Origin of the sequence: Lutibacter sp. (assembly GCF_021647475.1) — a bacterium.
Lineage (GTDB): Bacteria > Bacteroidota > Bacteroidia > Flavobacteriales > Flavobacteriaceae > Lutibacter.
Map to the genome: position 1 here is coordinate 1 of NZ_JAKIUR010000030.1, position 14,316 is coordinate 14,316.

Below are 14,316 nucleotides of genomic sequence, written 5' to 3' on the forward strand. Positions count from 1 at the left end.
GAGTTTCTGCTAATACCGATGTTGCTGCAAATACAGCTAAAACAGGAATTACCACACAACAAGCAAATGATATTACTGCTAACAATGCTAAAACAGGGATTACTCCTGCACAAGCAGCAATTATAGCTGCAACCAGTGGAACAAACACAGGGGATCAAGATATTTCAGGCATTGCTACTAATGCAACAGATATATCAACCTTGCAAAGTGAGCAAACTACACAAAATACGGCTATTGCATTGAACACCGCTAAAGTGAGTGATGTAAATCATGTAACATCTTCTACAACAGATAATTTAACAGAAGGAACTACTAATTTATATTATACAGAAGCAAGAGTTTCTGCTAATACCGATGTTGCTGCAAATACAGCTAAAACAGGAATTACCACACAACAAGCAAATGATATTACTGCTAACAATGCTAAAACAGGGATTACTCCTGCACAAGCAGCAATTATAGCTGCAACCAGTGGAACAAACACAGGAGATCAAGATATAACAGGTATTGTAACCAATGCAACAGATATATCAACCTTGCAAACAGAGCAAACCACTCAAAATACAGCCATTGCATTGAACACTGCAAAAATAACCAATGCAACTCATACAGGTGATGTTACTGGTGCAACGGTTTTAACTATTGGTGACGGAAAAGTTACAGATGCAAAAATTGTAGCTGTTGCTGCTTCAAAACTTACTGGGGCAGTTGCCATTGCAAATGGAGGTACAGGTGCAACTACAAAAGTAGCAGGTTTTGATGCTTTAAGTCCAATGACCGCTGTAGGAGATATTATATATGGTGGAACTAACGGTACAGGAACAACTTTAGTTAAAGGTACTGCCAACCAAGTGTTAACTATAAATGCAGGTGCAACAGCACCCGAATGGAAAACTCCTACAGCAGGAGTAACCAACATTAACGGGCTTAGTGATGGAAAAACAACTTCTTCTAGTGTTTTTCTTGGATATCGTTCAGGTTCAGCAGACAATTTAGTATCAACTAATGAGAACACAGGGCTTGGTATAGATGCCTTAAGAACAAATGATACAGGAAAGAAGAATACTGCAATTGGATATAGAACTTTATATGCAAATTCATCTGGAGCATCAGCTGGTGATTATAATACTGCTGTTGGATCTTCATCTTTAATAGCAAATACAAGTGGCGGTTATAATACAGCACTAGGAGCATGGTCTTTAAAAGCAAATATTATTGGAACCAATAATACCGCATTAGGAGCTTTGGCATTATCCAGAGCCACTGGGTCATCTAATGTTGCAATAGGTTCTAATGCTATGTATAATAATGTAACTGGAGTTGGAAATATTGCCATTGGTAACTCTGCAGGATATAATGAAACAGGAAGCAACAAATTGTATATAGATAATTCAAATACAACAACACCCTTAATTTATGGTGATTTTGCAGCAAACTTACTTAGAGTTAATGGTGATTTAGAAGTTTCAGGAACAGTTAAAATTGAAGGTGGCATACCAGGTGTAGGAAAAGTGCTAACTTCTGATGCTACTGGTTTGGCAAGTTGGGCAACAGCCGCAGCAGGAGCGACTAAAATTGATGATCTTTCGGATGCAAGATCTTTTAATAATAGCTCCATTGTTTTAGGGCAAAACTCAGCTCCAAGCAATATTGCTAGCAGTAATACAATAATTGGAGTTAGTGCAATGCTTAATAGTACAGGCCAAGGTAACACAGCAGTTGGTTATAGTACTGGAAATGCACTTACTACTGGAACTGGGAATGTTTTTTTGGGTAACTCTGCAGGATTTGGTGAAACAGGAAGTAATAAATTGTATATTTCTAACGGACCAGGCTCAGATTTAATATATGGTGAGTTTGATACTGGTCTGTTAAGATTTAATACTTCAAATGTTGAAATTTACGGGAATGTTAAACTATTTGGTGGAAGTCCTGGTGTTGGTAAAGTTTTAACTTCTGATGCTAATGGATTGGCAAGTTGGGAAACGAATGCAGTAGCAAGTATTGATGGACTTTCAGATGGTAAAAATGACGGATCCAGTATTTTTCTTGGTGGTGGTGGAAATAATGACGATGGAGGTAATGTAAATACGGCTGTTGGAAAAAGTGCTTTAGCCAGTGTTACATCTGGAATAAGTAATGTAGCTATTGGATATTCAGCATCGGGAGGTACAACAACAGGAAGTAGTAATGTAGCTATTGGTCATTTTGCAAATCTACTTAATAATTCTGGTAGTCAAAATGTAGTAATTGGAGACGAAGCTGGTAAAAGCCTAGGAGGTGGTTCAGGTAATATATTAATAGGATATCAAGCAGGACTTAATGAAACAGTAAGTAACAAATTGTACATTGAAAACTCAAACTCAACAACACCCTTAATTTATGGTGAGTTTGATACTAATTTGGTAACCATAAATGGTGCTTTAAATCTAAAAAATGGTACTTCTGCAGGAAACTTATCAATTTATGAAGCAAGTGGTAGTGGTACAAATAAAGTTACCATACAAACACCTGCATTAGCAGCAGATTATACCTTAATGCTACCAGTTGATGATGGTACTTTAGACCAAGTTCTTAAAACAGATGGAAATGGTGCTTTAAGTTGGACAACTCCAGTTTCATCAAATAGCAATATATTTTCTTTACCTGTTGCTATGAATTTGACGGTTAGTAGTTCTGATAAATATGTGATTTGTGAAGTAGATGGTATTTCCATTACGCTACCAACTGCTGTGGGTATAGCAGGTAAAGAATATATTATTAAAAACATTGCAGCAACTAATGTTACCATTACAACAACAAGCAGTCAACTAATAATACAGGATGCTGCAACTAAAACTACTACAGCTACATTGGGTGTTACTGCTCAAAATAACTGGATAAAAGTAATTTCAGATGGTACAAACTGGATTAGTTTTAGAGCTTTGTATTAAGTAAATAGTTGAGTGTTTGGGGGATTTATTTTCCTAAACACTTTCTATAAATTGATGCTGACCTTGTTTCAGCATCTCAAGAATTAAACGAAGCAACAAAATAATCTTAATCAGGTTTTGAATAAAAATTAAATAAATACTTTAACAATGAAAAATATAATCACAGGCCTATTCCTCATATTTACCATAAGCACCTTTGCCCAAACAGGTATTGGAACAACTACCCCCAATACAAATGCACAATTAGAAGTAGCCTCCACTACAAAAGGGTTTTTACCTCCACGCGTAGCGTTAACAGGGACTACCTCTGCTAGTCCGCTGGCAGCTCATGTAGCAGGTATGGTAGTGTATAATACCGCCACGGTAAGTGATGTTACCCCAGGGTTGTATGTAAATAATGGTACTGTTTGGGAAAAACAAATAGGAGTAACCAATATTAATGACCTTTCTGATGGAAAAATAGAGTGGGGAACTAGTGTGTATCTAGGTTCAGTAAATGGAACAGGATCTCGTAACGTTGCTGTTGGTGTACAAACATTATATCATACTAATTCATATGATAATACAGCTTTAGGATACAGTGCTTTATTGAATAATTCTTCTGGGAGAGAGAATATAGCGGTAGGATCTGAAGCACTCTCACTTAATACTACAGGAGTGGGTAATGTAGCTCTCGGTTTTAGAGCAGGTCAGCGTACTATTACGAGTGCTTCTAACTTAACATCTAGTAATTCAATTTACATTGGGTGGGATGCACGGGCTTCTGCTGATGGAGTTTCAGATGAAACAGTTATAGGTAATCAAGCTAGTGGCAACGGTTCAAATACGGTTACTATTGGAAATGCTTCAGTAACAGGTGCTTACACAAAAGTAGCTTGGACAATAACCTCTGATATGCGGGATAAAAATAATTTTGCACCTTTAGATAGAGGTTTAGCATTTATAAACAAATTAAAACCTATTTCTTTTGAATTCAGAAAAAGTAGAAACACCGAAGAAACAGACGGAATTAAACGTTTTGGTTTTAAAGCACAGGATATAGAAGCCATTGAAAATGGTGATTTTGTAATTGTAGATAATAAAGATGCAGCACATTTAAAAATAAAAGAGACCTATATAATACCAATTTTAGTAAAAGGAATGCAAGAACAACAAAAAGAAATTGATGCTGTTAAAAAAGAATTAAGTGACTTAAAAGCTTTATTAAAAGCTAAAGGATTACTTGACTAAAATAAAAATTAGAAGAAAATGAAAAAACGAATTACCATTTTAATCATAGCCATTTCGGTTAGCACTTTTGCTCAAACTGGTATTGGCACAACTACACCCAATACAAATGCACAATTAGAAGTAGCCTCTACTACAAAAGGGTTTTTACCACCACGTGTGGCATTAACAAGCACAACATCTGCTAGTCCGCTGGCAGCGCATGTTGCAGGTATGGTAGTATATAACACAGCCACGGTAAGTGATGTTATACCGGGATTATATGTTAATAATGGATTGGCTTGGGAAAAACAAGCAGGAGCAACAAATATTAATGGCCTTTATGATGGTAAAAGTGATGGTTCAAGTATTTTTCTTGGCGGTACTGGCTTTAATGATGATGGTGCAAATCAGAATACGAGTGTAGGTATAAATGCGTTATATAACGATACCTCTGGAACTGATAATGTGGGTGTCGGATATCAAGCATCACCTCACACAACTACAGGAAGCAATAATGCTGTAATTGGGAGTTATGCAAATTTTCTTAATTTTGGTAGTGATAATGCAGTACTAGGATCTTATGCGGGGTATCAAACGAATGGTTCAGGTAATGTATTACTAGGTAATCATGCGGGTTATTTATCAAGTAGTCAGGCATTCAACAATAAGTTATATATTGAGAACTCAAGCTCAGCAACACCTCTAATTTATGGTGAATTTGACACTAATTTAATTAGGGTGAATGGGAATTTTGAAGTTTTAGGAACGGTAAAAATTGAAGGAGGTACACCAGGAGCCGGAAAAGTGTTAACGTCTGATGCTACTGGATTGGCAAGTTGGGTAACGCCTGCTGTAGCACCTACAACTACAGATGCGCTCACCGAAGGCACTACCAATTTATATTATACAGAAGCTAGAGTTTCTGCCAATACTAGTGTCGCTGCTAATACCGCTAAAACAGGCATTACTTCTACTCAAGCAAGTGCAATTGTTTCTAACACAGCCAAAGTTACCAATGCAACACATACTGGTGATGTTACGGGTTCAACAGCATTAACTATAGGAAATTCAAAAGTTACCAATGCTAAAGTAGCCACGGGTATTGATGCTGTAAAATTAGCCGATGGTACGGTATCTAATACAGAGTTACAGTATATAAATAGTTTAAGCTCTAACGCCCAAACGCAGTTAGATGCAAAAGCACCATTGATAAGTAAGGCTTACTATTCCAATGTTCAAACTACCCAACTATTTGCAAATCAGTATATGAATACTACCTCATTTGCTACTGCAAATCTTTTGTATTATGTAAGTGGTTCAATAACTAGTGCGTCAATGTATAATGGATTTTCAAGAGTAGATAATGCTACTTTAAGAAATACAACAGGGAGAACCATCACTATAAAAATTGACCTAGACCTATCTATTTCCTCAACAAATACTACTGCTAATACCTATTATGCGTATGTATATTTTAGTGTAAATGGTGTTCAAAAAACCTACAATTTGTTAGGAAAGAACTTGAGTGCAAATAATGTATATCATTCCATACATACTACGACACTACTTGTGCTAAATAACAATGATTATTTTAGGATGAGGTTATCTGTAGGTGGAGGTTATACCATAAACCTTAGACATTATGTTACAACTATTACCGAAATTTAATTTGTAAGTGTCCTTCTTTTAAAAAGAAGTTAATAAATATAACTAAAAATGAAGAAATTAATTACCATTTTAATCCTAGCTATTTCGGTTAGCACTTTTGCTCAAACAGGTATTGGCACAACCACACCAAATACAAATGCACAATTAGAAGTAGCAGCTACCAACAAAGGTTTTTTACCGCCACGAGTGGCATTAACAAGCACAACATCTGCTAGTCCGCTGGCAGCACATGTTGCAGGTATGGTGGTGTATAACACCGCAACAGCAGGTGATGTTATACCGGGATTATACGTTAATAATGGTACTGCTTGGGAAAAACAGATAGGAGCAACCAGTATTAATGGCCTTTATGATGGTAAAAGTGATGGTTCAAGTATTTTTCTTGGCGGTACTGGCTTTAATGATGATGGTGCGAATCAGAATACGAGTGTAGGTATAAATGCGTTATATAACGATACCTCTGGAACTGATAATGTAGGTGTCGGATATCAAGCATCACCTCACACGACTACAGGAAGCAATAATGCTGTAATTGGGAGCTATGCAAATTTCCTTAATTTTGGTAGTGATAATGCAGTACTAGGATCTTATGCGGGGTATCAAACGAATGGTTCAGGTAATGTTTTACTGGGTAATTATGCTGGTTATTTATCAAGCAGTCAGGCATTTAACAATAAGTTATATATTGAGAACTCAAGCTCAGCAACACCATTAATTTATGGTGAATTTGATAACAATTTAATTAGAATAAACGGGAATTATGAAGTTTCAGGAACGGTAAAAATTGAAAGTGGTACACCGGGTGTAGGAAAGGTTTTAACGTCTGATGCTACTGGATTGGCAAGTTGGGTAACACCTGCTGCAGCACCTACAACTACAGATGCGCTCACCGAAGGCACTACAAATTTATATTACACAGAAGCTAGAGTTTCTGCTAATACTAGTGTAGCTACTAACACAGCAAAAGTAACCAATGCAACACATACCGGTGATGTTACAGGTTCAACAGTATTAACTATAGGAAATGCAAAAGTAACCAATGCCAAAGTAGCCACGGGTATTGATGCTGCAAAATTCGCCGATGGTACGGTATCTAATACAGAGTTACAGTATATTAATACGGTAAGTTCTAACGTTCAAACGCAGTTAAAAGCAATGCAACAATACGGATTATTTACGTTATCAGCTACTTCAACTAGTAATCTTGGATTAGGAAATCATTGTCCTTTTAACACTTCATTTAAAAGCAACAATTCAATGGGATTAATAACGTTGTATACCGTACCCTACACAACAGCTCTTGGAAGTTCAAGTTTAGGGCGTGTAAACCTTAAGGGAGGTTACCGTTACAAAATTTCTGGTTATGTTAGAAGTTCGGGTACTACTACCTTTTACGGATATTCAATTTACAATGCAAACAATGGATCCCGGATTGGAACTTTTGCAGGAGGATATGCTTCTCCTAATCAAGACGCAAATACTGGTGATCAAGGTAGCCATGCTTTTGTTTCATCGAATACTGACACTCTTATAGAGCTGAGAAAAACAGGAGGAACAATAATTAACTGGTATTCTGGTAATACTAACTTGTCTGGCTCTTATTTAATGGTGGAGTGTTTGGGGAAAATATAGTTTAATTTTAAGAGAAGATGTGTTGTAGTTACAAAAATAGTAACCATTTATGTCTGAAAATAAATTTCTAAAAAATAGATTAAAAATTAGTAGTGTCTGATAAAAGATTTTAAAAGTGGGATTTCCTTAATAGGATTTCCCACTTTATAGTTAAGAGTGTTTTAGACAAAAAACATTGACTATGAACGTGAGTTCGATATAAGTAAAATAATACAAATTATTGAATTAGTGCGTTTTATAGTTATTTTATTATTCCTGCGAAGGTAGGAATCCATAAATAGAATGTGTCTAGATTCCTGCCTTCGCAGGAATGACACCTGTTTTTACTATAGAATTTATAAATGACTAGCTCAATTTATTTATTCAATGCTTTTAATTAAATAATCCAATATTTCAAAAGCAGCTTTAGCTATTTTTGTTCCAGGTCCATAAACTCCTGAAACACCTGCATCAAATAAAAATTGATAATCTTGAGCTGGAATTACGCCTCCAGCAATTACCATAATATCTGCTCTTCCATATTTTTTTAATTCTGAAATAACCTGAGGAACGAGCGTTTTATGCCCTGCAGCCAAAGATGAAATTCCTAAAATATGTACATCATTTTCAATTGCTTGTTTTACTGCTTCTTTAGGTGTTTGAAATAATGGACCAATATCTACATCAAATCCCAAATCTGCATAGCCTGTAGCAATTACTTTGGCTCCTCTATCATGACCATCTTGTCCTAATTTTGCAATCATTATTCTTGGTCGTCTGCCTTCTAATTCAGCAAATTTGTTGGCTAAATTTTTAGCTTTTTCAAAATTTTTATCGTTTTTAATTTCTTTACTATACACGCCTGAAATTGATTTTATAGTTGCTTTATATCTTCCGAATACTTTTTCAAGAGCAGTGGAAATTTCACCTAACGTTGCTCTTTTTTCAGCGGCAATTACAGTCAAATCTAATAAATTTCCTTCACCTGATTTAGCACAAGTTGTTAAATTTTGTAATGCAATTGCAACGTCTTTAGAATTTCTTGTGTTTTTTAAGGTTGTTAAACGTGCTATCTGAGATTTCCGAACCGCATCATTATCTACTTCTAAAATTTGTAAATCATCTTCTTTTTCTAAAATATATTCATTTACACCTACAATAATATCTTGATTACTATCAATTTTAGCTTGTTTTTTTGCAGCAGCTTCCTCAATTCGCATTTTTGGAATTCCTTTTTCTATAGCTTTGGTCATTCCACCTAATTCTTCCACTTCTTGTAAAAGTTTCCAAGCTGCATTAGCCATATCTTCAGTTCTTTTTTCGATAAATGTTGAGCCAGCCCAAGGATCTACTGTTTTGGTAATTTTTGTTTCTTGTTGAATATAGATTTGAGTATTTCGTGCAATTCTTGCAGAAAAATCCGTAGGTAAAGCAATGGCTTCATCTAAGGCATTAGTGTGTAAACTTTGCGTTCCGCCAAAAGCCGCGGCCATAGCTTCAATAGTGGTTCGGGCAACATTATTAAAAGGATCTTGTTCTGTTAAACTCCAGCCACTTGTTTGACAATGTGTGCGTAACGCTAATGATTTTTGATTTTTTGGATTAAACTGTTTTACTAATTTTGCCCATAACATTCGTGCTGCACGTAATTTTGAAATTTCACTAAAATGATCCATTCCAATTGCCCAAAAGAAAGATAACCGTGGTGCAAAAGCATCAATATCCATGCCGCTTGCAATACCTGTTTTTAAATATTCTAATCCGTCAGCAAGGGTGTATGCCAATTCAATTTCAGGAGTTGCTCCAGCTTCTTGCATATGATAACCAGAAATAGAAATAGAATTAAATTTAGGCATACTTTTACTAGTATATTTAAATATATCAGCAATAATTTTCATAGACGGAGCTGGTGGATAAATATAGGTATTACGTACCATAAATTCTTTTAAGATATCATTTTGAATGGTTCCGTTTAAGTCTTTTAAAGCTACACCTTGCTCTTTAGCCGCTACGATATAAAACGCTAAAATGGGTAAAACAGCACCATTCATAGTCATTGAAACCGACATTTCATCCAAAGGAATTTGGTTGAATAATATTTTCATATCTTCCACAGAATCAATGGCTACGCCAGCTTTTCCAACATCACCTTGAACGCGTTCATGATCGGAATCGTAACCTCGGTGAGTGGCTAAATCAAAAGCAACCGATAATCCTTTTTGTCCGGCAGCTAAATTTCTACGATAAAATGCATTGCTTTCTTCGGCTGTTGAAAACCCTGCATATTGACGAATGGTCCAAGGTCGGCGAACGTACATGGTAGAATAAGGACCTCTTAAATTTGGAGCAATTCCTGCAACAAAATTTTCATGACTAAAAATTTCTTTTTTTGAATGCTTATATTCAACAGTAAGTTTTGAAAAATTGTTACGCTTCATTTTTAAGTCTTATTTGTTCAACTTCTTCGGCTAATCGTTTGGGGATTATTGGAATTATACTTGTTTTTTTATAATTTTTCTTGGTAAAAGGATGCTTTTCTAAATTATTTTTTAAAGATTCATTTTCTTGTTTAAAAGAATTTGTTCCTACTAAAATAAGTTTATTTTCATTAAATAATTGCTGTTCCTTTTGAGCGTTTTCTTTAATTTTTCGTTGAATAGTACCTTCTTTTAATTGTTTTAAAAAACCGCCACTTTTTTCTATTTCTTTAAAAATAGTAAGTGATTTCTCAACTAATTGATTGGTTATTTCTTCAATATAATAAGAGTTTGTAGCTATATTTTGGGCGTTTTTAAAATAGCTTTCTTCTTTTAATATTAATAATTGATTTCTTGCAATTCTTTCACCAAATTCATTAGGATAATGAAAAACATTATCATATGAAATATTTGCAATAGTGTTAGTGCCACCTAAAATTCCACTCATACATTCTGTAGTAGTTCGTAACATATTTACATTATAATCATAAATAGTTTTGTTTCTAAAACTTGGTTGGGCAAAAACTTGTGCAATGGTATTTTTATTATAGGTATTGCTTATTAAATTATACAAATATCGAATTGCTCTTATTTTTGCAATTTCAAAGAAATAATTATTTCCAATAGCAATATTAAATTGAATTTGATTGACTATTTCACCTCCAAATTGGGTTAAATATTCATTTGCATGAGCTAAACTGTAAGCAATTTGTTGTACTGTATTTGCACCAGCATTTTGATATAATTTAGAATTTATTCCAACTAAATGATGCTTTTTAATTTTGGTGGATAATTGAGCTAATATTTTAAAATCTTCTTTAAAATTATAGAACCAATTACCAGTTTCTGTTAGTTGACCAATTGGATCAATATTTAAATAAAAGATTTCATTTTTAAGAAATTCTGATAATTCTAATAGAAATAGTTGATCTAAAAAATTAAATTGAAAATGAAATTCATAATTTTTATTTAATAAATTTTCAAAAATATTTTCAAAATTAAAAGGTTTATCTACAATAAACTTTAAAGCGTTAGCCCCTTTTAACAGTGCATTTGTTGCTATTTTGTTTGCTTCTTCTTCAGAATGGATTAAAATGTTTTGACAAATTTTAAAATCGGTTGTAGGAGTTGGTATCTTTAATTTTTTAAAAGTATCTAAATGATAAAAAGGTTTTATGGTTATTCCTTCTAAAGTTGAGGTTAATAAGGTTTTATTATAGTCAGCACCTTTTAAATCTACCTGAATTTTTTGTTTCCATTCGGCAGCCGTAATTGGTTTAAAATTGTTAAGAAATGAAAGTGCCATGTTAATTTTAGTTTTTAATCGAGTCGTATTGAATAATGTAAATATCTTCGTTTTCTTTTTTCATATAGTATTTTTCACGAGCAAATTTTTCTAATTGATTTGGGTTTTTTAAGCTATCAATTATTTTTTTATCTTTTGCAATTTCTGTTTTAAAATAGTTTTTTTCTGTATTTAATTTCTTTATTTCTTTACTAAATTCATAATGAGTTAGCACCGAATTTTCATCGAAAAAGAACATCCAAACAATGAAAATAGTTAAAACAATCACATATATGTTGGTGATAAATTTTATTAGAGGTTTATTTTTTAATTGTTTAAAGGTCATTAATTAGAGTTTATGACTAATAACAGTTCTAACAATATCTACTGCTACAGTATTGTATCTGTCATTAGGAATAATAATATCAGCATAGTTTTTTGTAGGTTCAATAAATTGTTGGTGCATTGGTTTTAAAGTATTTTGATATCTGGTTAAAACCTCATTTATATCTCTGCCACGTTCTTCAATATCTCTCCTAATTCTTCTTATTAGGCGTTCATCAGCATCGGCATGAACAAAAATTTTGATATCAAATAAATCTCGCAATTGTCGGTTATTAAATATTAGAATTCCTTCAACAATAACTACTTTTCTAGGATGTGTAATTAGCGTATCTTTTGTTCGGTTATGAGTTATAAAAGAATAAACAGGTTGTTCAATAATTTCGCCAGATTTTAATTTTGTTAAATGATCTACCAATAATTCAAAATCAATTGCCTTTGGATGATCAAAATTTATTTTTGTTCGTTCCTCATAAGAAAGGTTATCGTTTTGTTTGTAGTAGGAATCTTGTGAAATTACACACACTTCATCTGCAGGTAATTCATGTAAAATTTGATTAACAACGGTTGTTTTACCGCTTCCTGTACCTCCGGCAATACCAAGTATTAGCATATATTTTATAAATTTAATTTATACAAATTTAAGGAATAATTTTTTGAATAAAATGAAGTTTTTTAAATAAAGAAGAAGAGCCGACAGAGGGGTTCGAACCCACGACCTGCTGATTACGATTCAGCTGCTCTACCAACTGAGCTATGTCGGCTTTTTATTATACAAATTTAACTACAGTTATTTTAATAATCAAATAAAATGAAGTAATATATTTTATAAACAATATGCATAAAAAAACCTCTTAAAAAAGAGGTTTAATTTGAGCCGATAGAGGGACTCGAACCCACGACCTGCTGATTACAAATCAGCTGCTCTAGCCAGCTGAGCTACATCGGCTTTTAATTTTTAAAGTTCTTCTATTTTTAAAAATAGTTTGAGAATTAAGAACTTTTTGTCGGGGTGGCAGGATTCGAACCTGCGACCTCCTCGTCCCAAACGAGGCGCGATGACCGGGCTACGCTACACCCCGAATTTAAAATAAATTTTTTATAATTGTTAAAAATAAAAATCACTTTAAATACCAATTATCTGAGCGTTGTTTATGCCGCACTCGATGCGGTACTACACTCCGAATAATTTCGGTGTGCAAATATAAAACTAAAAATATATTTTACAAGGTTTTATTCGAAAATTAATTTGTACAATCTATCAATAGATTCATGTAATTCATAGATGCTAATATTTCTACTTTTCCGTATGGTTTCTTTTCCTTCAAAGAAAATCAATATAGTTGGTTCAACAAAAGCATTATATTTTGCAGCTATTTCTGGAGAAAAATTTAAATCAATATTGTAAAAATTAATTTTAGGAAAATTGATATCAATTAAATTTTTAACTTTTGGCTCTAAAGATTCTCCAACGTTACAAGAAATGGTGTTGAAATATAGCAAAACAGCAATTTCTGATTTTAAGATTTTATCAAGTTCTTCTATGTTGTTAACTGAATTGGAAGTAGTCATTTATTAAATAGTATTAATTTGTAAAAAGATAAAATCTTTTGAGGAGAACAAAATTAGTTAAATTTTATCAGGAAATTAAGTATTATTTCTTTCTATTAAAGCATTATTAAAAATTATTGCTAAACAATAGTTAGTTTAATAAAATGATATAAATTTGTTGTAAAATAAAAATAAAAAAATATGACTGATACTATAGAAAGAATAAAATGTTTGATAATTGGTTCTGGTCCTGCAGGATATACTGCTGCAATTTATGCGGCAAGAGCCGATTTAAAACCTGTAATATATACAGGAATGCAAATGGGAGGTCAATTAACAACTACTACCGAAGTTGACAATTTTCCTGGTTACCCTAAAGGAACTGACGGAACTGCAATGATGGAAGATTTAAAAAAGCAGGCTGAACGTTTTGGTACTGAAGTTCGTTTTGGAGTGGTTACTAAAGTTGACTTTCGAGTACATGTTGGCGGAATTCATAAAGTTACTATTGATGAATCTAAAATTGTTGAAGCGGAAACTGTTATTATTTCAACAGGAGCAACGGCTAAATATTTAGGGTTGGAAAGTGAACAGCGTTTAATTGGTGGAGGAGTTTCTGCTTGTGCAACTTGTGATGGCTTCTTTTATAAAGGACAAGATGTTGTTGTGGTTGGGGCAGGAGATACTGCGGCGGAAGAGGCTACCTATTTAGCTAATATTTGTAAAAAAGTTACCATTTTAGTTCGTAAGGATTATATGCGTGCTTCAAAAGCAATGCAAAAAAGAGTTGAAAACACCCCTAATTTAGAAGTGAAATATAATACCGAAATAGATGAGGTTTTAGGTGATAATGTAGTTACAGGTGTTAGAGTTATAAATAATAAAACAAGTGAAAAAGAAGTAATTGATGTAACAGGTGTTTTTATTGCCATTGGTCACAAACCTAATACAGAAATATTTAAAGGTATTTTAAATATGGATGAAGTGGGTTATTTAAAAACTAAAGGAAAATCTACAAAAACTAATTTACCAGGTATTTTTGCTGCAGGTGATGTACAAGATAAAGAATACCGACAAGCAGTTACAGCAGCTGGAACTGGATGTATGGCTGCATTAGATGCCGAACGTTATTTAGGCTCATTGGTTTAAAGATGTTTAAATTATAAAGTAAAAACTCAAACATTTGTTTGGGTTTTTGTGTTTTTAAAAGGAAACGTTTTCGTTATTTTTATAAATATTA

Annotated in this window: 10 protein-coding genes and 3 tRNA genes; 5 read left to right on the plus strand and 8 right to left on the minus strand. The window is 33.4% G+C overall.

Features of this window, described 5'->3' with window-relative positions:
- The 4 genes from L3J60_RS08380 to L3J60_RS08395 form a co-directional block, all read left to right on the plus strand.
- Positions 1-2,933, plus strand: a 2,933-nt coding sequence (locus L3J60_RS08380) for a hypothetical protein (protein WP_291975049.1), incomplete at its 5' end; no start/stop codon positions are given.
- A 147-nt stretch (positions 2,934-3,080) separates the two neighbouring features.
- A complete protein-coding gene (locus tag L3J60_RS08385; RefSeq protein ID WP_291975050.1) occupies positions 3,081-4,163 on the plus strand; it encodes a tail fiber domain-containing protein in 1,083 nt (360 codons plus the stop codon).
- 18 nt (positions 4,164-4,181) lie between these two features.
- On the plus strand, positions 4,182-5,810 hold the full coding sequence (locus L3J60_RS08390; protein ID WP_291975051.1) for a hypothetical protein: 1,629 nt from the start codon (positions 4,182-4,184) through the stop codon (positions 5,808-5,810).
- A 48-nt stretch (positions 5,811-5,858) separates the two neighbouring features.
- Positions 5,859-7,442, plus strand: coding sequence for a hypothetical protein (locus L3J60_RS08395; protein ID WP_291975052.1), 1,584 nt, complete (start codon positions 5,859-5,861; stop codon positions 7,440-7,442).
- A gap of 359 nt (positions 7,443-7,801) precedes the next feature.
- Here the strand turns inward: L3J60_RS08395 and scpA are convergent, their stop codons facing one another.
- The 8 genes from scpA to L3J60_RS08435 all read right to left on the minus strand — a co-directional run bounded on the left by scpA (position 7,802) and on the right by L3J60_RS08435 (position 13,097).
- Positions 7,802-9,859, minus strand: a complete 2,058-nt coding sequence (scpA, locus tag L3J60_RS08400) for a methylmalonyl-CoA mutase (protein WP_291975053.1) — start codon at positions 9,857-9,859, stop codon at positions 7,802-7,804.
- Positions 9,849-11,204 carry a methylmalonyl-CoA mutase subunit beta gene (locus L3J60_RS08405; RefSeq protein WP_291975054.1) on the minus strand — a complete coding sequence of 452 codons (1,356 nt, stop codon included), beginning with the start codon at positions 11,202-11,204 and terminating at the stop codon, positions 9,849-9,851. The genes scpA and L3J60_RS08405 overlap by 11 nt, the downstream gene beginning before the upstream one ends.
- A gap of 7 nt (positions 11,205-11,211) precedes the next feature.
- On the minus strand, positions 11,212-11,529 hold the full coding sequence (locus L3J60_RS08410) for a septum formation initiator family protein (RefSeq protein WP_291975055.1): 318 nt from the start codon (positions 11,527-11,529) through the stop codon (positions 11,212-11,214).
- Between the two features lie 3 nt (positions 11,530-11,532).
- Positions 11,533-12,138, minus strand: coding sequence for a uridine kinase (gene udk, locus L3J60_RS08415; RefSeq protein ID WP_291975056.1), 606 nt, complete (start codon positions 12,136-12,138; stop codon positions 11,533-11,535).
- Between the two features lie 78 nt (positions 12,139-12,216).
- Positions 12,217-12,289 (minus strand) — tRNA-Thr (locus L3J60_RS08420).
- 111 nt (positions 12,290-12,400) lie between these two features.
- Positions 12,401-12,474, minus strand: a tRNA-Thr gene (locus L3J60_RS08425).
- A 58-nt stretch (positions 12,475-12,532) separates the two neighbouring features.
- Positions 12,533-12,607 (minus strand) — tRNA-Pro (locus L3J60_RS08430).
- Between the two features lie 151 nt (positions 12,608-12,758).
- The gene (locus L3J60_RS08435; RefSeq protein WP_291975057.1) at positions 12,759-13,097 is read right to left on the minus strand and encodes a thioredoxin family protein; all 339 of its coding nucleotides are present in this window, start codon (positions 13,095-13,097) and stop codon (positions 12,759-12,761) included.
- Positions 13,098-13,277: 180 nt separating this feature from the next.
- Here L3J60_RS08435 and trxB point away from each other — a divergent pair, with 180 nt between their 5' ends.
- On the plus strand, positions 13,278-14,225 hold the full coding sequence (gene trxB, locus L3J60_RS08440) for a thioredoxin-disulfide reductase (protein WP_291975058.1): 948 nt from the start codon (positions 13,278-13,280) through the stop codon (positions 14,223-14,225).
- The last annotated feature ends 91 nt before the right edge of the window (positions 14,226-14,316 follow it).